At 53.6% G+C, this 25,171-nt stretch carries 22 protein-coding genes and 1 pseudogene; 3 read left to right on the top strand and 20 right to left on the bottom strand.

Going from position 1 to position 25,171, the window contains the following annotated elements:
- Positions 1-1,106: 1,106 nt before the first annotated feature.
- Entirely contained in the window at positions 1,107-2,303 is a 1,197-nt protein-coding gene (locus M2418_RS17805) for an MFS transporter (RefSeq protein WP_259148223.1), read from the bottom strand.
- Positions 2,304-2,371: 68 nt separating this feature from the next.
- Here M2418_RS17805 and M2418_RS17800 point away from each other — a divergent pair, with 68 nt between their 5' ends.
- Positions 2,372-3,349 (top strand): AraC family transcriptional regulator, encoded by a 978-nt coding sequence (locus M2418_RS17800; protein ID WP_259148217.1) that lies wholly within the window; start codon positions 2,372-2,374, stop codon positions 3,347-3,349.
- Positions 3,350-3,784: 435 nt separating this feature from the next.
- Here M2418_RS17800 and M2418_RS17795 read toward each other — a convergent pair whose 3' ends face one another.
- The 10 genes from M2418_RS17795 to M2418_RS17750 all read right to left on the bottom strand — a co-directional run bounded on the left by M2418_RS17795 (position 3,785) and on the right by M2418_RS17750 (position 13,324).
- The gene (locus tag M2418_RS17795; RefSeq protein WP_259148215.1) at positions 3,785-4,774 is read right to left on the bottom strand and encodes an alpha/beta hydrolase; all 990 of its coding nucleotides are present in this window, start codon (positions 4,772-4,774) and stop codon (positions 3,785-3,787) included.
- Positions 4,775-4,794: 20 nt separating this feature from the next.
- The gene (locus M2418_RS17790; RefSeq protein ID WP_259148214.1) at positions 4,795-5,295 is read right to left on the bottom strand and encodes a hypothetical protein; all 501 of its coding nucleotides are present in this window, start codon (positions 5,293-5,295) and stop codon (positions 4,795-4,797) included.
- Positions 5,296-5,297: 2 nt separating this feature from the next.
- Complete coding sequence (locus M2418_RS17785) at positions 5,298-5,915, bottom strand: permease (RefSeq protein ID WP_259148212.1); 618 nt, start codon at positions 5,913-5,915, stop codon at positions 5,298-5,300.
- Positions 5,916-5,937: 22 nt separating this feature from the next.
- Positions 5,938-6,792: a sulfurtransferase gene (locus M2418_RS17780; RefSeq protein ID WP_259148210.1), complete on the bottom strand. Its 855-nt coding sequence runs from the start codon at positions 6,790-6,792 to the stop codon at positions 5,938-5,940.
- A gap of 5 nt (positions 6,793-6,797) precedes the next feature.
- The gene (locus M2418_RS17775; RefSeq protein ID WP_259148208.1) at positions 6,798-8,186 is read right to left on the bottom strand and encodes an NtaA/DmoA family FMN-dependent monooxygenase; all 1,389 of its coding nucleotides are present in this window, start codon (positions 8,184-8,186) and stop codon (positions 6,798-6,800) included.
- Positions 8,187-8,273: 87 nt separating this feature from the next.
- Positions 8,274-9,281 carry an ABC transporter substrate-binding protein gene (locus M2418_RS17770; RefSeq protein ID WP_259148206.1) on the bottom strand — a complete coding sequence of 336 codons (1,008 nt, stop codon included), beginning with the start codon at positions 9,279-9,281 and terminating at the stop codon, positions 8,274-8,276.
- Positions 9,282-9,313: 32 nt separating this feature from the next.
- Positions 9,314-10,372: an LLM class flavin-dependent oxidoreductase gene (locus M2418_RS17765; RefSeq protein WP_259148205.1), complete on the bottom strand. Its 1,059-nt coding sequence runs from the start codon at positions 10,370-10,372 to the stop codon at positions 9,314-9,316.
- Between the two features lie 13 nt (positions 10,373-10,385).
- Positions 10,386-11,273: an ABC transporter permease gene (locus M2418_RS17760; RefSeq protein ID WP_259148203.1), complete on the bottom strand. Its 888-nt coding sequence runs from the start codon at positions 11,271-11,273 to the stop codon at positions 10,386-10,388.
- Complete coding sequence (locus tag M2418_RS17755; protein ID WP_259148201.1) at positions 11,270-12,091, bottom strand: ABC transporter ATP-binding protein; 822 nt, start codon at positions 12,089-12,091, stop codon at positions 11,270-11,272. The genes M2418_RS17760 and M2418_RS17755 overlap by 4 nt, the downstream gene beginning before the upstream one ends.
- A gap of 357 nt (positions 12,092-12,448) precedes the next feature.
- The gene (locus M2418_RS17750) at positions 12,449-13,324 is read right to left on the bottom strand and encodes a sulfurtransferase (RefSeq protein WP_259148199.1); all 876 of its coding nucleotides are present in this window, start codon (positions 13,322-13,324) and stop codon (positions 12,449-12,451) included.
- 166 nt (positions 13,325-13,490) lie between these two features.
- On the opposite strand from M2418_RS17750, the gene M2418_RS17745 reads away from it, so the two are divergent.
- Positions 13,491-13,844 carry a transposase gene (locus M2418_RS17745; protein ID WP_259148197.1) on the top strand — a complete coding sequence of 118 codons (354 nt, stop codon included), beginning with the start codon at positions 13,491-13,493 and terminating at the stop codon, positions 13,842-13,844.
- A 372-nt stretch (positions 13,845-14,216) separates the two neighbouring features.
- Here the strand turns inward: M2418_RS17745 and M2418_RS17740 are convergent, their stop codons facing one another.
- From M2418_RS17740 to M2418_RS17705, 8 genes and pseudogenes are all read right to left on the bottom strand, one after another.
- Positions 14,217-15,071 carry an ABC transporter ATP-binding protein gene (locus tag M2418_RS17740; protein ID WP_259148195.1) on the bottom strand — a complete coding sequence of 285 codons (855 nt, stop codon included), beginning with the start codon at positions 15,069-15,071 and terminating at the stop codon, positions 14,217-14,219.
- 74 nt (positions 15,072-15,145) lie between these two features.
- Positions 15,146-15,865, bottom strand: coding sequence for a siderophore-iron reductase FhuF (gene fhuF / locus M2418_RS17735; RefSeq protein WP_259148193.1), 720 nt, complete (start codon positions 15,863-15,865; stop codon positions 15,146-15,148).
- Positions 15,862-17,847: a Fe(3+)-hydroxamate ABC transporter permease FhuB gene (gene fhuB, locus M2418_RS17730; RefSeq protein ID WP_259148192.1), complete on the bottom strand. Its 1,986-nt coding sequence runs from the start codon at positions 17,845-17,847 to the stop codon at positions 15,862-15,864. Before fhuB ends, fhuF begins: the two co-directional genes overlap by 4 nt.
- Entirely contained in the window at positions 17,840-18,700 is an 861-nt protein-coding gene (locus tag M2418_RS17725) for an ABC transporter substrate-binding protein (RefSeq protein WP_259148190.1), read from the bottom strand. The genes fhuB and M2418_RS17725 overlap by 8 nt, the downstream gene beginning before the upstream one ends.
- 41 nt (positions 18,701-18,741) lie before the next feature.
- Positions 18,742-21,222 carry a TonB-dependent siderophore receptor gene (locus tag M2418_RS17720; protein WP_259148644.1) on the bottom strand — a complete coding sequence of 827 codons (2,481 nt, stop codon included), beginning with the start codon at positions 21,220-21,222 and terminating at the stop codon, positions 18,742-18,744.
- 94 nt (positions 21,223-21,316) lie between these two features.
- Complete coding sequence (locus M2418_RS17715; RefSeq protein WP_259148189.1) at positions 21,317-22,255, bottom strand: FecR domain-containing protein; 939 nt, start codon at positions 22,253-22,255, stop codon at positions 21,317-21,319.
- 100 nt (positions 22,256-22,355) lie between these two features.
- Positions 22,356-22,874, bottom strand: a complete 519-nt coding sequence (locus tag M2418_RS17710; protein ID WP_259148188.1) for an RNA polymerase sigma factor — start codon at positions 22,872-22,874, stop codon at positions 22,356-22,358.
- Positions 22,875-23,045: 171 nt separating this feature from the next.
- Positions 23,046-23,311, bottom strand: a pseudogene (locus tag M2418_RS17705) (BrnA antitoxin family protein).
- A 340-nt stretch (positions 23,312-23,651) separates the two neighbouring features.
- Between M2418_RS17705 and M2418_RS17700 the strand changes: the two are divergent.
- Positions 23,652-24,140: an Rrf2 family transcriptional regulator gene (locus tag M2418_RS17700; protein ID WP_250983816.1), complete on the top strand. Its 489-nt coding sequence runs from the start codon at positions 23,652-23,654 to the stop codon at positions 24,138-24,140.
- Here M2418_RS17700 and M2418_RS17695 read toward each other — a convergent pair.
- Complete coding sequence (locus M2418_RS17695) at positions 24,123-25,139, bottom strand: mechanosensitive ion channel family protein (protein ID WP_259148185.1); 1,017 nt, start codon at positions 25,137-25,139, stop codon at positions 24,123-24,125. The genes M2418_RS17700 and M2418_RS17695 overlap by 18 nt on opposite strands.
- Between the last annotated feature and the right edge of the window lie 32 nt (positions 25,140-25,171).

The following is a 25,171-nucleotide window of genomic DNA, read 5'->3' as shown; positions in this document are numbered from 1 at the left end:
GTTTCGAGTCCTAATCCATGTTTGTACTATAAGTTCAAGTACTCCGGAAACACGCAATACCACAGAATTGATTACGACCTGATTGACGAATTCTCAAATTTAAATACGGCAATGAAAAGCTTGCTTAGTGGAGGAGTTGGAAATGGCCAGTAAATAAATAAAGTTGAAGCTATTTCAATTAGCTTTCTTGCAAGTATATCTAGCGCCTACCAAGCGTTGAGTTACAGACCCAGCGTTACTAGTATGAATCTGCTATGATCCAAAACATATTATCGATCACTGTCCCAAGCCTCAGCGTTATGCTAGCCCCAAATGGTGGTTTTTGCATCGCTTCGACTTGTGCATTCACGCAGCAAAACACGATCGACATATTAGATATCTTCAAATATCTCTTGCGGTGAGGCTCCACCGATGCCGTGCGTAGCTCACAACCGATTTTCGTAAGGACAGGTCAACAACGGAATTGCCGCCATCGACCCAGCGGACGATTTCGCGCGCTGTCTCGCCATTATTGACTACAACTCCAGAACGCGATCAACCTTGAGCGTACGGAGTGCTGGTTGCATCTCGCAATCAAATGTTCTTTGCGAGCGCAGGATCAGATCCCTTTAAGGCAAAATACTCAACCCATTGAGTGAAGGACGCTGGGAAACGCGGTTCTCGTAAAGCGCGTTCAAATCGAAACAACGCTGAAATCAACAGCGAATGTCGTCGATTTTTTTGCGATCCTTTGACAATCCTGTCGTGCTTGCATGGTTGAAGTTCATGGTCCAGCGCCAGCTTCTTCTTTTAGCCAGTCAATAAATGCCTGAACTGGCTGCCGTTTTGACCCACTCTGCCGCGTCACGGCATAGTACGCGAAATGGGATGGTCACGGCCGATCGAGGGCTGGCGCTAGACGCCCGGAGGTGATTTCGTCTACGGCATAGACATCCCGCACCAGTGCGAGGCCTTTACCTGCTATTGCTGCACGAACATCCACTTACTACTGAACCGACCAACGGCTCTCTCAACTTGGCCAAGCCTTTGACCGCTTTCTCGAAACTTAGAATTTCTGCGACAACGTTATGCGGTCAATGGCTTAGGTGCTACTGTGCAGACGCTACTTAAATATGGACAGCAGCACTACCGATCTGCTTCGGCATCCGCACCCTAAGCATGATTAGGGCGGCTGCGGCCAGCATGACGATGCCGCCCGCTGCAAAGACCCCCGTTATCCCAACCGAGCTGAATACAACGCCCCCAGCAGCGGCTCCCAAGGCGATGGAACCTTGCACCGAAGCGACGACCATCCCGCCCGCGCTTTCGGCCTGATCCGGAACCGAGTTGGCGACCCATGCTGACCAAGCGACCGGCACGCCGCCGAAAGCAAGCCCCCACATCATCACCAGTAATGAATGACCGAAGATTGACGCGGGAAAAAACACCAGTGCAAGTGCTGTGACGCCCACGACAGCAGGCAGGAGTGCGAGCGTTATTCGCATGCTCCGCTCCATCAACCGACCCGCGAATAGCGTTCCGGCAAAGTTTGCTGCGCCGAATCCCAGCAGCAGGAGGGCAAGTCCATCAGAACCGATCCCTGTAGTCGTTTCAATGAAGGGACGAATATAGGTGAAGAGCGCGAAATGGCCGGTATGAGCCAGGATGCAGCCCAGCATTCCGATAGCAATACCCGGGCGCAGCGTCACATCCAGAACCGTGCGTAATCTCGCGGGACGCCCTGGTGCCATGGATGGTAGTGTTGCGATCTGCACCAGCAACGTGACCGTCCCGATGGCCGCTGCCGTGTAGAAAGCGCTCCGCCAGCCAAAAATGCCGCCCATATAGCTACCAAGTGGGACCGCAACAACGGTACCCACAGCGATGCCGCTGAAGATAATCGACAGCGCGCGCGGAAGCAGGCTTGTCGGGACCAGCCGCATTGCAACCGCTGCAGCCATGCTCCAAAACCCACCTAGCGCGATTCCCAAAAATACGCGCATGATCAGCAGAACAATGAGGTTGCTGGACAACGCCACCAGCAGGTTCGACGCGATCATGAGCGCGGTGAAGGTTAGAAGCACCGTTCGCCGGTTTAACCCTTGTGTCATAATGGGCACGAGCAGACCCGAGAAAAGCGCGACGACTGCAGTCACCGTGACAGCCTGACCGGCAAGCGCTTCAGATACCCCAAGGTCTAACGCCATCGGAGTCAGTAGGCTTGCAGGGAGGTATTCGGCGGTTAATAGCCCGAATACGCCCATTGCCAAAGAAAAGACTGCCAACCACGCGGGTGATTGAGGCTCATTGTGTGGAAGTGACATGATAGAAGCGTCCCATTGCAAGTGTCATCGGCACCTCTCTAGACTCAGAGGACTGGACGATCTATGACATGGCATCCATTTCCTTTAGCAGATCGTCCAAAATGTCCACAGACCTGATCAGCGAACTCTTGACCTCGCTTCGCTTGAACGGTGTGCAGTATCACCGCATACAGACGGGTCCCATCTTCGGTTTTGGCTTCCGCACCAAGGCGAGGGAGGTATTCTTCCATTTCGTTGCAGTCGGGGGCGTCACTTTACGGATGGGCGACGGGACAATGCACCGTCTAAATGCAGGCGACGCAGTGTTCCTTCCGCGTGGAACAGATCACGCGCTGTTGTCTGCCCCTGATGTGCTAGTGCTCGACATGGAAAGTTTGGATACCGCAAATCTGGGCGATGGTGTGCGAAACGTAGATACCTGCCCCACCAGCGATCCACTGCCTGGCACGGTGCTGTTCCACGGGCGCATGACGATGGACCTGGGCGGAATGCATGGCCTGGATTCACTTCTTCCTGATGCGATGTTTTTCAACGTTGCTGGAGAGCGGTCGCCCGACCTCGCGTTGATCCTTCAGGCCATGAAGGCTGAGATCTGTGCAGGTCGGGTGGGCTTTGCGGGCATCCTTGCGCGGCTTGCCGATGTCGCGGCAGCGATGATGATCCGGGGTTGGGTCGAGCGTGGATGTGATGAATCCTCTGGTTTAATCTCAGCGCTCCGTGAACCCCGTATTTCAAATGCTATTCTCGCCCTGCACCGATATCCGGGTCGGAACTGGTCTGTCGCGGAGTTGGCAGCGGAGTGCAACGTCTCGCGCTCTGCCTTTGCCGAGCGGTTTCACACCACCATTAAGATGACGCCGCTTCGCTATGCAGCCGAAGTAAAGATGAATCTGGCACGGCAATGGCTGAATCAGGAGCGCTTGGCCATTGACACAGTTGCCGAGCGACTAGGATATACGTCTCAAGCGTCATTCAGCCGAGCATTCAAGCGCGTAACAGGCCAGCCTCCCGGTGCCAGCAGGCGGTTATCAACCACGAACAGATAGCTCCCACGGATGATCTCTGTCGCATAATTCCCGATTTGAGTTTCGATTTCATGCCCGACTTTTGCAAAGGCAGGGAGCCGCGATCAAGGGTCTCAATGTGGTGGTGATATCCCCGACCTGGACCGCTAAGGCTGCAAACGGACATCGCTTCGAAACTACATCATTGAGACGCGGTCCGCGTGCTTCAGTCTAAGGAGGTTTGTTTACTGCAGCGAATGATAGCTGCAAATTATTGACTACTCATCATGCAAACAGTTCTGTCTCGGCAAATGAAATATTGCCTCCTTGAACCAGACGATTTCAAAAGTAAAAAGGTAAGCATTTGCGATGGGCTGTCGCCACTTCGGTTTAGCTACGAACGCTCACAGCGTGACTTCTGCAGTGGCAATCTAAGGTTTCGCGTCGACCGCTGAACCTCCGCGCGGATAGGGAAAACTAATTCAGTTCGGCCTCAAAATAGTTGAAGGTCAGCTGTAGAAGCTCGTCACCCGCCTTTGCTGTGACCTCTGGGTCATCCGATCGGAAACCGTGCTTCAAGCCGTCCACATAGTGGGTTGTTACCTCCACACCGTTGTCTCGCAGTTTCTTTTCAAACTCTTCGGACTGTGCAAATGGCACGACATTGTCCGCCCGGCTGTGAGCGAGGAAAAACGGCGGGGATTTTTGATCGACATAAGTTATGGGACTTGCCGTCTGGAGCGCAGCATTGGTGCAGGAGCCGGGTGTGCAGCTTAACAGACGGGAGCGTGGATGCGCTGCCTGTGACAATTTTGGCGATGGTTCCATCGCCTTGAAATCAAACACGCCGTTCCAGATCGCGGCAGCATTGACACAAGTTGAAGTGGTGTCGGCGGTATCAGCAACTTTCTCCAACACGTCAGTTCTGCAGGCGACTGCTGCTAAAGCAGCAAGTTGGCCACCAGAAGAGCTCCCCCAAATGCCAATTTTTTCCGGATTGATACCGTAGGTCGAGGCGTTAGTGCGAAGAAAACGGAGCGCAGCTTGTATATCGTGATACGGCGCGGGAAATGGTGCCTCTCCGTTAAGGCGATATTCGGCTGATGCAACAACAAAACCACGCGCCGCAATGCCGGACAGGATTGACGGAAAATTCTTGAATTCACCAGAGGCCTGCCGATTGCCGCTTTCCCATGCGCCGCCATGCACAAACAGGATCAATGGGCGTGGGGTCTCAAAATTCGGATTTCCGTAAATATCGAGCCGAAGGGGCCGATAGCCGATTTGCGTCGAGTAAGTCACGCCCGTGTGGGCTTCTACTCCGTTTGGAAACTGTACTGGATGGCTTTGGAAGAAATTAGCGTTTGCGGCGTCTTGTGCCTGAGCAGGGTTCGAACTGATTGGCAGTTGTCCAATTATAACAGCCGACAAGGAAAGAATACGAAGAGTTGATTGCAAAGATGACATTTACGAACTCCGTTTAAAAATCAAACAGACCAAAGGGAAATGTATGAGAGAGCTGCTGCCAGCAACGGCAAAGGTGCAACGGCCGCCAACCGCACGCCGACGAAACGACGGCCCATGAGTGGGAGTTCGTAGGTGAGTATCCGATGTACTGCAAAGACCGACCAACTTGTCAGAAGAGCAATCATTTGAGGTTGACCGGCTCCCATCTGAAACATTGCAAAACTGATCGGATAGGCGACCATCGGTCCACCCGGAATGAAACCACCGAGAAGGCTGGCGAGAACAATGCCGCTCACACCACTTTCGGCACCAATTGCTGCAGAGATCAGTTTCGCAGGCAAAAGGCGGCTGACAAAAGCTGCAATGAGCAGACCAAATGGAAGGGTGATGAAGACATTGCCTGCCTGGCTGCGAATGCTTTCTATGAAAGATGGAAATTTTTGCGGGTAACGGATGGCAATGACACCAGCGAGTGAGGCCGCAACTCCGGTAAGAAGTAGAGTACTTGTATCCACAATCACAATTAAATCCCCAAAGAAAAGCGCTTGGAAATTGCCCGCGCGGCAAATCCCGCCAACAACGGTAACGGCACGCTGACGACAAAGCGGAGCATGGCAAAATCGAAGCCAAGCATCGGGATTTCCCAGATAACGAGCCGGCTGACGCTGCTCGCCGCCCACGCAGTCAGAAACGCGATCAAAGCCCCGATATCAGCGCCAGCCTTTGAAAGACTGAGAACAAGTGGAAATGATGCATAAGGTCCACCAGGGGTGATCATACCAAGTGAGCTGGCAATAAGCAGCCCGCTGAACCCGGATTCTGCTCCCAGCCACCGTGCTACCTTGTCCTTGGGAACTAACACGCCAACCGCCGATGCAATCACAAGGCCTAGAACCAGTTCGATCAAGAGGTCGACCAGTTGCTCCCAGGCATCTGTGGCGCTGGCCTTTACAGCCACTTCTCCATGCAGTCCGTAAACTGTGATAGCGGCAATGGTCGTGATCGTGAAAAAGATGATGAACGTGCGCAGGTTCTTTTGCGCCTTGCCTACTGCCTTTTTTGGGCGCACGGCAGGGCTGTCGTTGAGGGACATTTGAAACTCCGGAAAAAGAAAATGTACGGGGCTGTCGTCGCCCCGCACGGTTACTCGAAAATCTCCCGGACTATTCGTTGCCTTGCGCTACCTTGCGGGACGGATCAGCAGACCACGCGGAGAAAGAGCCGACGAAAAGCTTAGCGTCGATACCGGCCGAGCGTAGTGCCAGAGTTTCCAGCGCGCCCCCAACTCCGCCACCGCAGTAGACACCGATGGCCTCGGAGCTATCGCCACCGAATGCTGCCAACGTTTTATGGATCTCCACCTCATTCAAAAGCAGCCCGTCAGAGCCGATGAACCTGGTCGCTGGCAGGTTGCGAGCACCAGGAATGTGCCCGCTGCGAGCGGAGCCATCGCCTGCAAATCCGTCAGCGCCGCGCGCATCGAATACTTTGCGACCAGCCAATATGTAGACGGCGATCTCATCGGCACTGAGTGTTGGAAGGTGATCGACAGCGTCAATCACTAATGTGCCACCGCCAGTGGCAGGCGAACCAGTTCCAGTCCTGCCACCCGCTGCCTTCCAGGCAGACAGGCCGCCATTCAGAAAGCGCACATTGGAAACGCCAGCCCAACGCAGAACGAACCATGCTCGAGCGGCTGCTGCTGGTGTGCTTTTGGTGTAAACCACGACAGTTGTGTCTGGGCTAATACCCCAGAGTTCAAGGTTTTTCTGTAATTCCGATGGCTCCGGCAATGGGCGCGAGCCAGCCAATCCACCACCTTTGCCCTGCAGTTGGGTTTTCAGATCGACGTAATGTGCGCCTTCTATGTGCTCAGCATCATAGTCGCTTCTGAGATCCTGTTGTTTCGGACTGAACCGGACATCGAGAAAAACGACGTGGTTTCCTGACGCAACGCGGTTCAGGGCCTCTTCTACCGAGATAATGTTGTTCGAAAAGGTGGAGCTGAGTTCTGTCATTTTTATCAGCCTTGCTGGTTTTTATCGAGACCAAGGTGTCCGAGTAGGGTCGAACTGATGTACTCGGTACGGAAAATACGCCTGCGTTGAAGCTCGGGGATCACAAGGTCGACGAAGGCTGCGAGAGGTTGTGGTGAGTAGGGAGGAAAAACTTTCACACCATCAAACTCACGGTTTTCAAAGCGTTCGTGAATCCATTCCGCAACGTCGCGACCACTGCCCACCACTGGAGCCTGATTTCCGGGGAAGTTTGCAATGTAATTGTGAAGGTCGCGGAATGTTACGTGCTCCCAGTCGCCGTAGGCATCAAGGGCAAGTTCAAGCGCCCACAGTTTCTCAGACGCTTGACCAGGCTGGCCATGAAGATGTGGCGGTTGTTCAGCCACGTCCTTCTTGAGCTTCTCGTAGTCTATGACATCGAGAACTTTTTCAGTGGCTGCGGGGGTTGGGATATCAACTCCGAGAAAACCTGCGACAGCCTTCGGCGCATATTCGTTGAGCGTGAAGTTCTGCACTTCACGATATTTGTCCCGTGCACCGCGCGTTGTTTCCTCAACGAAAAATGTAAAGCCGGGCAGGATAAGCTGGTCACTTTCGGAGCGACCATACTTCGGCAGACGGCCTTTTATGTTGTTGTAGTAGGCCTTGTTCCAGTCGCGCCCACGATAAGGGCTGAACCTGATATCGGCGTATTTGGCACCGAGTTCAAATGACTGTTCGCTGGTTCCGGCGTGAATGATCGGGATACGCCCTTGTGGCGGAGGTGGTATGTTCAGGGGACCCCGGACAGAGAAGTAGTTGCCCTCGTGGTCGATGCGGTGCCCTCTGGCTGGATCAAGGAAAATCCCTCGGTCACGATCATCAACCAGCCAGTCCGGCTCCCAACTATTGGTCAGAGAGTTTACGACGTGGAGGAATTCATCGGCGTGGGCATATTTCTCTGCAGCCTGAGGATGCTCAGCGCGCGAGAAGTTTTTGGAAGCATCTGTTCCGGCCACGCCTGTCACGACATTGAGGCCTGTCCGGCCGCCGCTGAGATGGTCGAGCGACACGATCGCGCGCGCCGTGTTATATGGATCGGAATAGGTGATGTTGATGGTGACAACGATACCGATTTTCTTGGTCAGAGCCGCCGCGTAGCCACCAAGCGCGTAACCTTCGATCTTGAAGACTTCGTTTCCGTTGGCACGTGCTGCCTCCGGATCGCTTTTGACGGCATTACCGATGAAGTAATAATCGAACAGGCCACGTTCAGCGGTCCGAATGGTGTCGGCCATAAAGGCCGGATCAACGGTTCCCGTATTGCTGGCTTCCGGCAAGCGCCAGGCTGTCCGGTGATGTCCTGTAGGCCATATTGAATAGCCGATCTTCAGTTGCCGTTTGTCACTGCTCATTTGATAAATCTTTCGTAGGGTCGTCGAAGGTCGCGCGGCCGAAGAGTTTCAGCCGCGTAACTCATTGTGTATGCTGTTCTCGAGACGTTATTTCGCAGTCGACAATAGATGGTCGCTGATTGAGACACCGGCTGCGACCTGATCGGGAGCAGCAGCAACGCCTGAATCGATCCATTCCTGCGTGGCAGCTACATTAACCGGGCCATCGACATATTTAGCTGTTGTCAGGAAGGCGAGATTTTTGAGCTTTTGTGGGTCACCGGCAGCCAAGTCTTCGAAATCCAGCTTGTCAAACTGCTTCGACAATTCCACTCGACGTTTTTCATCGAGTCCATTGTACCAGACGGCGAATTCCCGATATGCGTCTGCGAAACGCTTTGCGGTTTCCTCGTTTTCCTTGGCCCAACTGGTGGTCGTCCACCAGGCTGCCTGTACGGCGTTCGGGTTTTGGTAGTTCGAGGTGTCGGGATTGCCAACGAGTCTGAAATTGTAGCCTTCTCCAATGCCGTCGTTGCGATAGAATGTCTGGAAACCAGTTGACTGAATGGCATCGACAGCGCCGTTTTGAAGTGCTTCTGGCAATGCGCTGAACTGCTTGATGATGCTGAATTTCACATCGTTAGGTTTCAAGCCATTTCCATCGAGAAATTTATAGGCAAACACGCGGAAAAACGGCACGCCGCCAATACCTATTGTGCGTCCCTTCAAATCTTCTGGTGTCTTAATGTCGCTATCGTTGCGAACTAGGTAGCTGATCGCAGGGCTGGTGTGATTGGCACCGGCAACAAGCGCAATGTCAAATCCATTGTAAATTGCGTTCACACCAGCAAATGTGTCTGCGTAAGCGAAGTCGGCGCTGCCACCTTTCACTGCGGCAATGGTCTCTGTCCCAGTCGCCAGTGGAATGATTTCTGCCTTGAGACCATGCTTGGCTAGGAAACCTTCGCGCTCAGCAATTGGGATGTTGAAGGTTTGCGGTGTCAAGGCAATCCGAACTGTTTTCAGGCTCTCAGCATAAGCGGACGTCAGGGCAAGGACTGAAAGAATAGATGTGGAGGCAAGCATAAGCATGCCACGTTTGGTCGTTTTCAGCATGAGCGTTCTCTTCAAAACTTGGAAATTTGGGGTTAAGCCGCTGCATTTGCGATCGACGAATCCGATCGAAGGGCAGGGGCAATATCGTTCGCGAGGATATGGATTGCTCGAACCTGATCGGCTTGAGGTACCGCCCGCCAGTCGATCTGAAAGATGTGGCGGTCGTGGCCGACACGTGCGCGTTGATGTTTCAACTTTGCCACGACTTGCTCGGCATCGCCGACGATGATGTTCGAGTCGAGGTCAGATGCGATTTCTTCGAACTGGTCGCGGGTTGGTGCAGGTTTACCGCGGTGGAGGCGCATGTTGGAAACGTAGGCCTGATAGTGGGGGAAAAACGTCTCAAGAGCCTGGCGATGGTTTTCGCCGATGTAGGCATGAGCACTCAATGTGACCTTCAGGCGATCTTTGCTCCAGCCGTGATTGATACCAGATTGCCGATAGGCCGAGACCAAATCCGCCAGACGACCGAACTCCGATGTAGGTGCTCCGGTTTGAACCGAAAGCCCTAATCTCGCTGCCCGCTCGAAGCTTTCTGCATTCAAACCTGTGGTCTGCCAGATGCTTAGATGATCGCCGTAAGCGCGCGGCCAAACATACAGATCGTTTAATTCAGGGCGGCTTTTGCTTTTGAATGAAACCTTTTCACCTGCAGCATCAATTGCTGCGATCAGTTCTATCTTGTCGTCATAGATCCATTTGCGATCTTCATAATCGAAGCCAAACAAATCATAGGATTCCAGGAAAACTCCACTTCCCAATCCAATCTCTGCGCGTCCCGCTGAAATCTGGTCAATGGTCGCAAACTGTTCATACAGTCGCACCGGATCGTCTGTTGTCAAGACGATCGTCGCCGTACCGAGCCTGATCTGTTTTGTGCGACTGGCCGCAGCAGCAAGTATGGTCGAACACGCACTGACCGAAAAATCGGGGCGGTGATGTTCGCCTACGCCGTAGAAATCCAGTCCCAGTTTGTCAGCTAGTTCGATGCGCTCCAACAGATCGCGCAGACTGTCATGTACCGACTGACGGATACCAGTTACCGGATGGGGGTAGGTGTCACCGAAGCTGAAAATGCCGATTTCGAACATGATAATGATTACTCTAGTTGGTGTCTGGACCCGAACCGCGACGACGCGTGATGCGGTGTTCCAGAACAAGGAAAATGGCGTTGATGATGTAGCCTACAGCGGCGACCAGAACGGTTGCTGCCAGAAGTTTGCGAATGTTGAACGCTTGTTGGGCTTCGAGAATGTAGTAGCCAATGCCGTCATTACCGGCGACCATGCCGACCACGACAGACATCATCAGCGATGTGCCAAGGGCCTGCCTCATACCAACCAGGATGAAGGGCAATGCGGCGGGCAAGGCGACCTCCCACTGGGTAGCCCACCAGCTAAGGCGGAAAGTTTGAGCCGTTTCACGCAGTGTGCGTGACAAGCTTCGAGCCCCAGCATAGGATGTCATCAACAATGGAAAGACCGCTGACAAAAGGAAGACCAGAATTTTCATTAGGTCGCCTACGCCGAAAAACAGTATCAGCACGGGGATGATGGCCGTTGTGGGCTTGGCTCGCGCTATTTCCACGACCGGCTCCAACAGAGCCCAGATGATACGTACCCGACCCATTAGAAAGCCAATGCCAATGCCAATTGGGGTGGCGATAGCAAAGCCGATAGCCAAAAGATAAAGTGTATCGAGTAGCGCAGTCAGTAGGTCACCGCCCCAAAGCTCAACGACTAGCGTTTCGCCAATGAGTAGGGGAGACGAGACTGTTGGGTTGTAGTGAACCCAGGACGACCACTGCCAAAGCAACAGCAGAACACCGATCACAGTCCAGCCGAAAGCGCGACTTGTAAGGAATGACGCGCGGCGCTTCTTACCCTTTTTCTTGAGAGAGACCTGAACGTTTGTTTGGACACCACCGTCACGATTGGACGCAGGTTCAAGTCGTCCAACGTTGTGATCCTCTTGTGCATGGATGAATGTCATTGAGACCCCGCCAAAACCAGTTGCAGGGTTTCACGTCTCAGCCTCAAGAAGTCCGGCAGTTCGCGTGTCGAAACCTGTTCTCTCGGGCGTGGTAGCGATACATCAATGTCGCGAGCGATGCCCTTGCCGCCTTCCTCCATCACGATGATCCGGTCGGCCAGATACAGAGCTTCATCAATATCGTGCGTTACAAACAGGATGGTGATCGCTCGCTCTTGCCAGATACGCAGCAACAGGTCCTGCATATTTGAGCGGCTCAACGCATCAATGGCGCTGAATGGCTCGTCGAGGAGGAGAATTTCGGGCCCCGAAGCCAATGCTCTCGCAATTGCCAATCGTTGCTGCATGCCGCCTGAGAGTTCAGAGGGATAAAGTACCTGCGTGCCAGGCAACCCTACTTCAGACAGGTAAGACTCGATTTCACTCAAACTCCTATTTGAAGATTGTCGTGGAGATCTACGAAAAGCGTGGCGCAGACCGAATTCGACGTTCTCGCCCACACTAAGCCAAGGCAACAGCGATTCACCGTAACTTTGGAAAACATACCGCACACTTTCCACGCCCGCGTCGCGTTCCCAATGAAGCGCGCCGGAACTTGGCTGCTCCAATCCGGCAATCATTCTGAGTAAAGTCGACTTGCCGCAACCGGATCGTCCGACAATTGCGACAAAAGAACCATGCTTGATATCGAGATCGATAGGCTCGAGGGCACGCACCTCTTTACCCGAGCTTGAGGCGTAGTCCTTTGCCAGCCGTTCAATACGGATGGCTGGCACGTCATTAGAAGGATGAAAGCTCGAACGGGATGAAGCGAACATCACACCCCACCCATGCCTTCTTGATCTACTCCGTTCGAAATAAATCCATATTCACCGCGAAGGATGGTGGCATCGACCCTGGTTTCGTCGAGGTTCTTTCCAGAGCCATTAGGGAAATACGTCACCACAATCACCCGCGCTAAACATGCTAAATCTACGTTTTTTATAGATTATAATTATAATTATAAAAGTGCGATTTTTCTGTTTATCAAACGAAGGGGAGCAAATTTTTCCAAAGCGCAAAATGTTAAAGCCGCAAGCCGCAGCACTGTTCTCTGGCGTAGCTCCGCTTCAGGTAATAGTCCCACGACCTTACGCTGGCGATAAAATCCTGTAGCCTATTTCTGTTGTGTGAAATCACCCGATTTCTAGAGGCGATTGTGGATCACTGATCCAGTCGACGAGAGAGCCGTCATATTCCATTGTGTTTGCGTAACCGATCACCGCCAGGGCTAGCGCACCGAGCGTCGAGGCGATGCCACCACCGCAGTAGGTTATAATCGTACGACCGTCCAATGGAACGACCGATGCAAACGCCTCGCGCAGTTCGTCTCCGCCACGCAAAGTGTTGTCGTCACTATTAAGTAATTCGGTGAAGGGGAGGTTGACACTTCCCGGTATGTGGCCAGCTCGGCTGCGAACTGGGACATTTCCGGAGTAGTCGTCCGGTTTCAGAAGGCAAACCAGTGAAGCTGGGACCCTTCCTTCGACTATCTCTCTAACATCACTACGAAAAGCGACAAACTCATTGATGTCTTTGGATTGATATTTCTTGGATTCGATCGGCAGTGGAAACCCCGTTTCGATGGGCAATCCTTCTCGGCTATATTTCTTGAAACCACCGTCGAGAACACTGACATTTTCATGCCCAAAACTTCTAAATACCCACCAAAGACGGGAGGCCCACTGACCTGCCAATCTGTCGTATATTACGACGTGCGTCTCTGGCGTAATTCCCAGTCTCCCAGCAGCGGTGTTGAACTGCGTTACGGTCGGACGGGTGAATGGTAACGCCGCATCAGGATCCGAAAAATCCTCAAACAAATCGGCAAACCGGGCACCAGGAACGCGTCCCTCACTTTCAAATTCTTCCGCACCACTGCGAAAACGCGGTTCCGGTGATGATGCAGTCCCTCGCTCCATAAAGACGCTGGACTCGAGAATGACCACCGCAGGATTAGCGCCATTTGTAACAAGCCAACTGGAGGAAACTATTGGGAACGTCGCCGTCATTGGGCAGCATCTCCTTAAATGAAATGGGGAGCAGTCTTTACACTAGCCCGAAAAATTATAATAATAATTCTAATTGGTTTGCGACGCATGACAAGTCAGCAAATTCTTGCGAGTAAACAAAGGTCGCAACTGGCGTAGCTATTTTGTTAGATTGAAGGACTTGAGTTTGTTTTCGGCGCGTCGGTATCCGACTGATATTCGATCTGAAGCCGTTGCTGCTGTGGAGCAACGCCGCCTGCGCAATCCTGGTGATCGTACTATTTTCCGCGAAGTGGCGGCCGAATATGGGATCGGCGAACAATCCCTACGTCTTTGGGTAAAGAAGCACGATGTCGATGGCCGTAGTGCTGCAGAAACTCGATTCGCTGAGGGCGATCCGATTGCGGACAACACACCGAAAACGCCGGCTCAGTTAGAGGCCGAGGTGAAAGCGCTTCGCAAGAAAATTGAGAAACTCCAGGCTGAAAATGATGTCCTGAAGAAAGCTTTCGTCGTTTTTTCTTCAGAATGGGAAAAGTAGACAAGCCGCATATTCGGACAATTTGCCTCGCGAACTCATCACAGCGTGAAATCTTCGCTGAGCCGAAGTGTAGGTAATGCCAAATTCTTAATGGTGAAGAAGGGAGCCTTCAATTGAGACTTTTGCTTATCGAAGAATAGGTTGGAATTAGGTGACGCGACCTGCAGGGCGTTGGCTAAACATGGCGTTGTTACAGACCAGCTCCCCTTGCATCACAATCGTCCTTTACTCTTGATCAACATCGCAAAGGTTTGTGTTCAGACAAAAGCGATGCTGGGATGTTGCTAATTGCAGGCGAGACATCTCGACGTTATAAACTAGTCAACATACGACCCTTGCGGTACAACGCGAAACATGACGTTCACGCGGCCTTTAGTCCGGGCAAACATATGCAAGGGGGTGGGCAAGATTGACGGCGGAAACAACATCCATGTTGATGCCATAGATTTCATGCAGCACCTTAGGTACGAGAATTTCCGTTGGAGGTCCGCTGGCAACGACCCTCCCGGATTTGAGGGCGTGGATACGGTCGCAGAACCGCGCTGCCATATTGATATCGTGCAGTACGATAACCACGCTCCGACCGTTTTCGTGAGCTAGGCGTCTAACAAGTGAGAGCACTTCGATCTGATGAGCAACATCGAGTGCAGCTGTAGGTTCGTCCAGAAGCAAACAATTTGCGTCCTGAGCGATCATCATGGCGATCCAGGCGCGTTGCCGCTCCCCACCTGACAGGGTTCCAACAATGCGGTCGGCGAAGCTTTCGATCTGTGTCGCCAGAAGAGCGTTCTCTACCTTCTCTTCGTCTATTCTCGAAAATCTACCCAACGCACCATGCCATGGATAACGACCACAGGCTACAAGCTCACGGATTGTCATGTCCGATCCTGAGCTTACGTCCTGCGGCAGATATGCGACCGAACGGGCAAAGGCCCGGTCTTCAAACTTTTGCACGTCCTGATTGTCGTAGAAGACTGAGCCCGTCGTTGGTAGGGTTTGTCGCGCCAGAATTTTTAAAAGGCTGGATTTGCCGGAACCATTGTGGCCGACAAGAGCCACAACTTCTCCAGCGGGGAAGTCGAGTGTGACATCTGACAGGATCACGCGGCTATCGATTGCGAGCCCGACGTGTTTGACCGAAAAAGCTTCCGTGATTTGTTGGGATTTGTGCGTCTGCTGACCGAGCGCCACATCACTTCTTTGTTCTTGCGATCTGCTGTCGATCATAAAATTCACTCGTTTGCACTAACTGGTTGAAGGATAACAATTGTTTATTTTCGATTGAAACGGCCAGCGCTGGCCTAGCGAACATCGCGCTTCAAGATCGGACACGTCTTGCAGTATTCTAGGCATGGCATCAGATAGCGAATGCAGCAAACCCGCCGTTTTCTGATCCTTGCTCCATTCGACCTGAAATAACGAACAGGCTCAAACAGCGGGTTCGCCTCGCCGTTAGCCAGCCGCCGTGTGGAGAGGTAAACCCGCGCTTGCTCAACGCTACTAAGTGTGGGGGCAAACCTCTCACAATAGGCAATAACGTTCTCAACCACATTTCCAGCATTGCTCCAAAGAACTTTATGCGACAGGCCCGAAACGTGGGAAATGGCATTGATGACAGAAGCAATATGGGTGTGGGTCACGAAGGAGAGGCGTTCTTCTGCGGTCTGCGGGGTAGTCGCTGACCCCGACCCTGTGAGGTAAAAGGTCTCCGGGCGTCCAAGCTCGTCTAATACGATGCCTGTCTCATAGACATCAAGCGGCAGCCGCCAGTTGAGAATAAGCGAGGCTGCGACAGTCGGCACAATGAGTTTTGAAAAGTAGATTTTAGACCATTGCGACGCAACCGCTCGAGGTTCCGGGCGCTGATAAATAGTAGAGAATCTTTGGAGGATCGCAGAGAGGCGATCATGTTGCGTCAGATCGGCGACCAGTTCGAAACCGCAAGCATGGTCGTTGACGACGAGCGCGGCGCCCATTGGGGCGAGGTCCCCGCGAAACAGTCCTGCAAGCTCTGCGATCATCGCCGCACCAGTAGCAGTCCGTAGAAGACTGCTCCTATGATCATTGATACCAAGCCTGCTGGCACCTCCCAAGGAAATGCAATGGTGCGTCCGATCCAATCAGAAAGGATCAGAAGTGTTGCGCCTAACAAGGCTGCTCCAACCAGTTGCGCAACTGGTTTTCGCACGCCGATCAGGCGGGCGAGCTGCGGTGCAATCAACCCGGCAAAACTCAAGGGGCCAACGATCATTGTTGCCGTGCCCGTCAGACCTGCGGTCATCAGCAACATCGTCCAACGTGCCTTTGCAAGAGGCAGGCCGACCGAGGTCGCAGCCGATGCTCCAAGCGGGACAATGACGAGCCAGCGACGAACAAACGGCAGGAGTGCTAGAAATACCAGCAGCACAAAAAGGGCAACAGTGGCATCTCCGGCTCGTACGGAATAGGTGGATCCCGACATCCAGCCCAGCATCCGGGTGACCCGGACGTCGCCAAACAGAACCGACACCGATATCACGGAGCCCGCCAACGCGGTGATGGCCACACCATTCAGCAGGATTTTTTCCGGCATGAAGGCCGAGCGCCGCGCTACCCGCATCGTGAAGGCAAGGAACAACAGGCAGCCCAGCGTCGCGAGAAACATGGTTTGGGTTCGGTCAAGTGGCGGTAGAATAAAAACAACAGGGATCATCAACAATGCTGCCCCTGATGAGATGCCCAAAAGCTCTGGACTGGCGAGTGCATTACCAGTCATTCTTTGCATGAGACACCCCCCCATCGCGAGCATCGCGCCTGCGCTGGCGGCTGCAATCGTACGCGGAAGTCGCCATTGCCACAGATCATTCCAATGGGCTCCCGTTGCCAGTTGCCAGCCATCTGGAAACTTTCCAACGGTGACCGCGGCCAGTGAGGCGAGCAAAAGCGCGAATGCCACGACCAGAAAACTTGTTCGAGGATTGTGGCTGTACATTCGAAGGTCGGACTGCCGGTATGCGACAGGTGCATTTTTCTGTCGGCCGAGCAGCCAGATCAGCATGGGTGCGCCGAGTACTGCGGTCACAGCACCAGCCGGGATTTCAATAACGGCGCCGAACCCCTGAAGCGCCTGGTCGGTGACCAGCAGCAGACCTGCCGAAACAAATGGTGCTGCCAGCAGGCGATCCTTAAACCGCCGCGCGCCACCTACTTGCGAAAGCCCTGCACCAGCCAGACCGATGAAGCCGATCACGCCCAACTGGGAAATAACGAACACTGCCGGGACGATCGCTACGAGTAGCGCGAGCGCTCTCAATCGGGCCGGAGAAATCCCCAGTGCACGAGCGGAGACTTCCTCCAGTCCAAGCATCGTTAAAGGCCGACACAACCAAAATGCCAATATCCACGCGGCAGCCAGACATGTCAGTAGTAGGATGGCTATGTGCCAATTGTCCTGCGTCAGAGATCCTGCCTGCCAGATGATTAGCTCGCCCAGGTCCTCGAAGTGAGCCAGGATCAGCATTGTGGTCAGCGCATCCAGGCACAGAGATAGTACAAGACCGTTGAGGACAAGATTTAACGGAGAAAAGCGACCGCGTGCCGATAGTGCCAAAACCAGTCCAGTGGTCAGTGAAGCTCCCAACAAGGCTGGTAACGTGAAGCCGAATAAGAACAAGGCAGGGAACCAAAGCATTGCAACTGCCACGCCGAGACGGGCACCCGAGAAAATGCCAAGCGTGCTGGGTTCCGCCAGGGGATTGCGCATCACCTGCTGAAGGATAGTACTACTCAGGCCAAGCATCATCCCACTGATTATCGCGACAACGAACCGTGGCAGCAGGCTGAAATGTACAGCAACCTGATCGATATCTGTTAGATCCGGATTGAATAAGATTTCCCATGGCGACGCAGACAGTTTTGCGGATCGCAGATTGAACATAAATAGCGCGAATCCCGCTGTGATCAGCAAGACTGCGAGCAGCAAGCTCCAGTTCTTGGTCGCGTCACGTTTTCTGGAGTTAGACATGCTTCACCTTGGCAAGACCGCTGGCCAACTGCATTGCCAGACGCTCGACCGAGCGTACGCCGCCATTGGGGTAGATAACCGGCATCTTCACCACTCGACCTTCCCGCACGGCGGGGAGGGCGTTCCACAGTGGGCTATCCGCAAGCCGTTCCACGGCGCGGTCGGTCTCTGCTCCGCGATCGAAATGGATTATGATAGCATCGGGCAGATCTGCCAGACGTTTCAGGGATATGGAAGTAACTCCCGATCCGTTGACACGACCTGTAAAAGCATTGCGCGCACCCAGGCGTACCAGAGTATCGCCGATCATGCCGTTGCCCCCGAACACAGCGGCGCCGCGACCGTCGCGGGTGAACCGGCACACATAAACGGGACGTTTCAAGCCAATTAAGGTTCCACGCGCATGGGCAATTGCGTGTTCACACGAGGCAATCGCTCCTTCGGCCTCTCTCTGTCTGTCCAGCAATGATGCAAGCTGGCGCAGCATGGATTGGACAAAGGTGACGGCCGGAATGTTTTTGGGAAAAACCGCAAGCGGCAATATTTTGGTAATCCGGCTTAAATTGTCGAGGCCGGCAGTTTGCCAGTCCGCCATCAGCAATAGATCCGGCGCGAGGATTTGCAGATATTCGAGGCTCGGTTCGTTCAAAGGTCCGAGATCGGCGACCTTGTCCGACAAGACAGGGTCTGCCACCAGCCGCCGGTAGAGCGGAACGTTAGCAATGGCAACCGGTTGGATCCCTAGCGTCAACAACAATTCTGTCAGCAACAGATCCATGCTGACGATACGTTTCGAGGGCACCGGCACCGCATTTGCAATGTCAGGCAACGCAAATATGGCAGGGGCGGCCAACGCCGCCCCAATGAATTTGCGCCGGTCAAGGAAGGGCAATCCTACCATTTATAGGAGAGCGTTGCCGAGACTGTCCGCGGCTCGCCGTAACGGCAGCCATCCGACGATACGCAGCTGTAGAATTGCTTGTCGAACAAGTTGCGGGCGTTGAGTTTAAGTGTTGCGCCTTCGAGTTCCTTGTTAAGTTTGCCCAAGTCAAAACTCGCCATCGCATCTACCAGCACGTAGCCTGGAATATTGCTGGTGCTATCTGTAAGATTGGTCTCCCCAATATAGCGGACGCCACCGCCTAACTTGACACCTTCCAATCCGACATCGTCCAAAGAGTAGTCGGCCCACAAAGAAACATTGTGTCGAGGGACTAGCGCAACCTGTTCACCGATTTCAAAAGGCTTGGCGCTTTCAGTGATTTTGGCGTCCGTATAGGCATAGGCTGCGACAAGGCCGAGATTGCCTATTTCGCCCCTTGCTTCAAGTTCGAGACCACGCGATTTCACCTTGCCCTGCTGGTAGGACAGGCCGGCAGAATCATAGGTGACAACGTTGGTTTGGGTCAGATCATATATGGCGGCGCTGAACAGCATGTTGCTACCAAGTGGCTGGTAGCGGACACCCGCCTCAAACTGCATACCCTCATTTGGTTTCAGTGCTGCTTTTGTGACATTATCAATGCCAGCTTGCGGCAGGAAAGACTGGCTTGCGCTCAGATAAGGCGCAAATCCATTATCGAACAAATAGACAAGACCTGCGCGCCCGGTAAACGCGGAATCCCTCTGTTCCGTCACGATGCCTGTTTGATAGCTTTTCGAGGTGCTGTCTGACCAATCGTGCCGACCGCCCAGAAGCAAGACCCAGTGGTCGTCAAATTTGATCTGGTCCTGCAGATAGATACCGTATTGGTCACCAACTGCGTCTGCACCTCGATCCACACGGTAGTTGATGGCTGGTGATCCGGTGTAGCTCCCAGTATCAAGGTTCAGCAGGCTATTAGCCGTGCCACGAAAACGATGGGAATCGTATGACCGGCGATAGTAATCAAATCCGCCAAGAATGGTGTGTTCGGCACCAAGCGCATCGAAGGAATATTCGAGTGAACTGTCTGAGGTGACGCCGTAGGATGACTCATTACGTTCGCTACCTAGACGAGCCAGCAGGCCACCGGTGGCCGACAACTGCCTGATGTTACCCATCATGTAATTCCATTCGAGGTCGGAACGGAAATAGCGGTTACTGTTCGAAAACTTCAGCCCATTGTCGAACTCGTGTTCGAAGATTGTTCCGATCGAGTACATATCGATGTTATATTTGTCGAAACTGTCTATGCCGAGAAACGCGTCCCTTGGAATATTTCCCGTACTGACATCCGAGTACAAGAGCGGCGTGGCAAACCGGGTATGGACATGCTGGTAGCTGGACAATACTGTCAGTGATGTCGCTTCATCGGGCTTCCAGGTCAGGGCAGGCGCGATGTAAGCCTTGTTGTCAGGTGTATCGGCGACCCAGTTGTCGGCATCGCGCAAAAGACCGGTAACACGGTAAGTCACCACACCGTCATCGGTTATAGGCCCACCAAAGTCGCCCGAAATCTGCTTGCGGTTGTTGCTGCCATATTCGACGTTGAGTTCACGTAATTCGGTGGCCGTTGGACGTTTCGATACCCCGTTGACGATGCCGCCTGGTGCAAGCTGGCCATAAAGAACTGATGAGGCACCTCTCAACACCTCCACCCTTTCGAGGCCGTAAGGCTCCTGTCCGCCGTCATAGACATTGGACTGGAACTTCATCCCATCGCGAAGGGTACCAGTATTGCCGTTTGCCACATTGAAGCCTCGGATGATGAAATCATCGACCATACGAGTGAAAGCGCCGGATTGAGTGGTAACTCCGGGTGTATAGCTTAGTGTTTCGGCGACCGAGGTGGCCTTCTGAGTGCTGATTTGGTCTGCCGTAACCACAGTTACGGACTGTGGTGTTTCGATGAGCGGCGTGTCTGTTTTGTTGGCCGATGAATTGCTTGGGGCAAGATAGCCGTCGACCGGGGCAAACGCATTTTGTCCTTGGACGTTAATCTGCTGCAAAACAGTCGTGCCGTCCGCCGAAACAGAGGGGGGCGTTGTAACAGTGGCACTGGCAATGGTGACGGAGGCCGGACCTGTGAAACGATATGAGAGGCCGGTTCCACGCAGGATTTGCCCCAATGCCGCATCTGTTGAGAGGGCGCCGCTGGTTCCGGGAGATGTGCGACCCCGCGTCAGGTCGGCATCATAGAGAACCTGAACGCCGCTCGCGACACCGAACCGCGACAGTGCCGTGTCGAGTGGCCCTGCGGAAACGGATATCTGTTGTGCTTGCTGCTGCGACCAGCTTGGGTTGGCGGTCATCAGCGACGCCGCGACTACCAATGCTGCAGCCGTGGTTGCCATTAGAATGTGGAACCGCTGATTTCTCGCCGCCGCGCCCGTGTTTTTGCTCATCATAGTCCCCAGAAGTATGCCACCCATGGTGAGGTTTGCCTGCACCACTTCAGACAAGAACGAATCCCAGCGCCGAAACCGAAACCGTTTTCGAAGATTTTCTGAGAAATATTTGACGACCGGCGGGAATTTGCTGTTCGCGCTATCGCAGAATGACAATGCCGGCGGGCAGCCGCGTTACCGAAAGACCCAATGTCGCCTGCAATTGATCAATAACCTCGTCGGGCCGGGAGAGGTGAAAGACACCTGAGACGCGTCGCAGTCCCAACGTGCTTCCCGCGATCACCACATTGCCGCGGCGGTGTCGATTGATGTCCATCACGACACTGGCCAGCTGTTTGTCCCGAAACACCAGCAACCCGCGCCTCCAAGTTGCCATGTTCTCCGGCTCGTCATGTTCCATTGCGCTCAGACCAGAGGCAAAATATCGGACCGTCTGACCAGACGTCAGCCGTATATTCCCGCGACATTCGACCTCGATCTGTCCTTGAAGACAATCGACCGACACTTCATCAGCGCCGTGTCCGACAGCAAAGCTGGCGGCATGGGTGGTCGTGATGCCGGTTTCAGCAGTTACGAGAAACGGGCGATCGAGATCGGCCGCAACGTTAAATACGGCGGCACCATCGCTAAGGGTCACAGCTCGAGCGTGTGAGGTGAAGTTCTGCGAGAGCATTGAACTGCCGTCCATTTCAACCGTCGAGCCATCGGCGAGTACGACGGTTTTTTGTTCTCCACGCGCTGTTGCAAAATCGGCAGCAAGGGCAGAATAGGAAGGAGTTATCCCTAGAAAAGACCCCAGAGAAGCCGCGCCGATAGCGGACGCAGCGATAGCACTCCCGCCTATAAAAAGTCGGCGGGAAAGGCCCACGTTCTGTCGACGTTTACCAGTAAGGGCCGGCCCCATCGTTTTCCAGAGCCGGGCCGCTTCAATGAATGCTCGCTCATGGCTGGGACTTAAGCGACGCCAGGCTTGAAGACGCGCTGCATCATCCGTCGTGGCATCGCCGGACGTCAGGATTGCAATCCATTCAGATGCCTCCTGTGTGAGGCGTGAGCCGCGCTTAAATTCTTCGTCCAAGGGCATAGGTCAAAATCGATCAGGATGTCTGTCAACTGACTGGAGACATGTCATTGTTATAGAACGATTGAGAGCAACCGTACCGAAACCTTCCAGCAGATTATTCTTCAGTATCGTCGGTTTCGTGCAGGCGTGCTGAACAATATTCGATCGCGGCGCGAATTTCCAGTTCGATCGTTCGTTTCGACACGCCATGGGTCAAGGCTATTTGCTGATGTGGCTGGCCCTCAATGCGCGCGGCATAGAGAATGGCGCGACGCCTTGCAGGCAATTCCTCCATGATCTTGGCCAAGTTCGACAATCTATCTCGAGATATTGCAATGTCTTCAGGACCAGGTTGGCTATCAGCAACATTCAAAAGCTCGTTGACCTCGCGCGAATGGAGCCGCCGTTGCGACGCCGAGCGGCTGTGGTCGATGGCGAGGTTTTTCACAAGACGACGGAGGTAAGGAACGGGAGCGGCAAGCATAATGGCTTTACTACGGGAAAAGCGTATCCACGCTTCCTGCGCGAGATCCTCGCCATCTTCAGGTGAACCCGTGCGACCAGACAGATAGCGTGATATTCCTGCGCGTTCGCGCATGAAGATTGCCGCCATTTTGTCTTCGTGGCTTGCCATTCGCCGCCCCGGCCGATTTGATCTAAAATAAAAGGCGATCAGCGCCCGTAATTCGTTGGTGGCATGCATAGCCGTGAGCAGGATAGGATGCAATAGTGGAGTGCCATTATCATCTTATGCAAAAACGAATTTCTTCCGATGATGGAAGGCCGGTCATCGTCAAAAATGAGACTATCTTGCGCCTGTTCTATCCCTCTCGAGAGCATTAATGGCTTCATTTATCGCAGCTCGAAGGGTGTCATTGATACGCTCCTGCCAGCCTGGGCCATCTGCCTGGAAACGTACCGAATATCGCTATCGATCTGTAGCGACACCAACTCCATGGTGTTGGGAATAGCAGGTCGTTCAGACACGGGCATCACAGTCTTCTTAGCCGGCTTGAACAGCGCCTCGGGTGCATCTATCCGGTTGGAAGGTCGTCGCGGTGTTGCCGCCATTGTCATTTCCTTTTGTGTTTCTGCACGTTCCACTTCAGCCGATTGGCAGCAAGCAATCTGCCCCCGATGCCTTCTCAACATTTGCACGCACTAATCGTGAACTGGAAAAGCACCTGCGACCCGTAAACCCTCTTGGGATGTGAAATGCCGCGATAATTATTACCTGGACTTCGAGATTATTGACTACTCATCAATTCGACCTTTCGGACGCGGGCCGGGATCAACGCCGAGCCGGACGTCTGCTAAAGCTAAAATGGCGTTGGACGGCATTTACAGTTTGCCACAATAGGGATATTATATGTCCTTAATTGCCTCCCTTTGGCGTTACCGGAATGCTTTCATGATCCTCAAAAGCCAAGTTGAGTGGGCGCTACACTGCTGCGCCATCCTGTCGGGTTTGCCAGAGGGGAGATATCTCTCAACAAAGGCGCTTGCTGAACTCCATGGGTTGCCAAAGGAGTATCTCTCTAAAGCACTGCAAAGTCTGTCTCAAGCAGGTCTCGTCCATACGACGCTGGGGCCATCAGGTGGATATCGGCTTGCCAAGCCTGCCGCAGAACTGACGTTTCTCGACGTTGTCGAAGCAGTGGAGGGCAGTGGCCGCACCTTTGTCTGCCAAAACATTCGCGCCAACAATCCCTGCCGTCCGAAGGACTTCTGCGAGAGTGGCCCGTGCGCAATCGCCCGTATCATGTGGGAGGCGGACGAAGCCTGGCGTGCCGCGCTGCGTAGGGCGACGTTTGCGGATCTCGGCAGAACGCTGGAGAAGGAAGTTGATCCGGCAATATGGGCAGGAACGTTTGAATGGGTGCTAAAGCGCGCGGGCTGAAGATCGCGCGACGGTATTTCCCGATATCGTCGCGGCAGACACGAGGAAACTGTGCGAAGGCATTGCAAATGACAATCCTGAACGTGCTAGTTGCTGGTGAACAGCATTGATGACTTCATTGCGCGCCGGTGTTCGCTGGGCCGGGCTCGTAACACGGAACTGAAGCTCAATATCGAGTGCCATGGCATCAATGCCCTTCAGCGCTACGACCGGCTTTGGATCCTGAACGATGCAAAGGCATGTCTGCAAAACGGATATAAGAGCATCCTCGATTTCTGAAGGCTTGCGGTCGGCAGAAACCCTCATCGGCAACACAATCAGGTGTGTTTGGTCGGGGCGAGTGAGATTGGTAAGCCCGATTTTGGCAAGTGTGCTGTTTGGCAAAACGACGATATTGTGAGCAGGTGTCAGGATCTGCGTGGAGCGCCAATCGTTCTGGACCACGCGTCCTTCCGTGCCATCGGCAAGATTAATCCAGTCTCCGATCGAAAACGGCTTGCCCAGTGTCAGCGCGATACCGGAAAATACGTCACTTAGCGTGTTTTGCAATGCAAGCCCAACTATGATCGCCACTACTCCGGACGTTGCAACGAGTGTGCCGATCGGTGCTCCGAAAACGAAGCCGATAACTGATAAGGTTACCCCGACATACACGCCAGCGATAATCAGATCCTGAATCAGCCGCGCTTCTTGTGGCCGACGGTCGAGGACGATGTAGAGCCGGACAATGCCGATCGCTGCCCAAGCAAAATGTACCCACCAGAAAACCCGTGCCGATGTCGCGAGATAAGCTTGCGCACCCGGGAGTTCGCTTGGGGTGACCCGGTATGGGAGTATGCCGGCGCAAACAAGTACGGTGGTCATCGACAGAAAAAAAAGGATCTGGACAATCAACCGAGCAGTAGGTCTCCTCCGACCTTGGAGGAGCCAGATAATGATGCCGATCACGCCGAGTGCATTCACCACCGCGAATGCGAAAAATCCAAAGTGACTGGACATGGCGTGACGCTCCGATCAACTGGAGAAAAAAC

The organism is Rhizobium sp. BIGb0125, assembly GCF_024810055.1.
In the GTDB taxonomy this organism is placed as follows: domain Bacteria; phylum Pseudomonadota; class Alphaproteobacteria; order Rhizobiales; family Rhizobiaceae; genus Agrobacterium.
Note: the sequence above shows the minus strand (reverse complement) of the source record. Positions and strands in the feature narration are given on the sequence as shown.

Bases quoted from the DNA above. Each gene is read 5' to 3' on its own strand.
- M2418_RS17805 (WP_259148223.1), bottom strand. From the start codon at position 2,303: ATGTCACTTCCACACAATGAGCCTCAATCACCCGCGTGGTTGGCAGTC.
- M2418_RS17800 (WP_259148217.1), top strand. From the start codon at position 2,372: ATGGCATCCATTTCCTTTAGCAGATCGTCCAAAATGTCCACAGACCTG.
- M2418_RS17795 (WP_259148215.1), bottom strand. From the start codon at position 4,774: ATGTCATCTTTGCAATCAACTCTTCGTATTCTTTCCTTGTCGGCTGTT.
- M2418_RS17780 (WP_259148210.1), bottom strand. From the start codon at position 6,792: ATGACAGAACTCAGCTCCACCTTTTCGAACAACATTATCTCGGTAGAA.
- M2418_RS17775 (WP_259148208.1), bottom strand. From the start codon at position 8,186: ATGAGCAGTGACAAACGGCAACTGAAGATCGGCTATTCAATATGGCCT.
- M2418_RS17770 (WP_259148206.1), bottom strand. From the start codon at position 9,281: ATGCTGAAAACGACCAAACGTGGCATGCTTATGCTTGCCTCCACATCT.
- M2418_RS17765 (WP_259148205.1), bottom strand. From the start codon at position 10,372: ATGTTCGAAATCGGCATTTTCAGCTTCGGTGACACCTACCCCCATCCG.
- M2418_RS17760 (WP_259148203.1), bottom strand. From the start codon at position 11,273: ATGACATTCATCCATGCACAAGAGGATCACAACGTTGGACGACTTGAA.
- M2418_RS17755 (WP_259148201.1), bottom strand. From the start codon at position 12,091: ATGTTCGCTTCATCCCGTTCGAGCTTTCATCCTTCTAATGACGTGCCA.
- M2418_RS17750 (WP_259148199.1), bottom strand. From the start codon at position 13,324: ATGACGGCGACGTTCCCAATAGTTTCCTCCAGTTGGCTTGTTACAAAT.
- M2418_RS17740 (WP_259148195.1), bottom strand. From the start codon at position 15,071: ATGATCGACAGCAGATCGCAAGAACAAAGAAGTGATGTGGCGCTCGGT.
- fhuF (WP_259148193.1), bottom strand. From the start codon at position 15,865: ATGATCGCAGAGCTTGCAGGACTGTTTCGCGGGGACCTCGCCCCAATG.
- fhuB (WP_259148192.1), bottom strand. From the start codon at position 17,847: ATGTCTAACTCCAGAAAACGTGACGCGACCAAGAACTGGAGCTTGCTG.
- M2418_RS17710 (WP_259148188.1), bottom strand. From the start codon at position 22,874: ATGGCAAGCCACGAAGACAAAATGGCGGCAATCTTCATGCGCGAACGC.
- M2418_RS17700 (WP_250983816.1), top strand. From the start codon at position 23,652: ATGATCCTCAAAAGCCAAGTTGAGTGGGCGCTACACTGCTGCGCCATC.
- M2418_RS17695 (WP_259148185.1), bottom strand. From the start codon at position 25,139: ATGTCCAGTCACTTTGGATTTTTCGCATTCGCGGTGGTGAATGCACTC.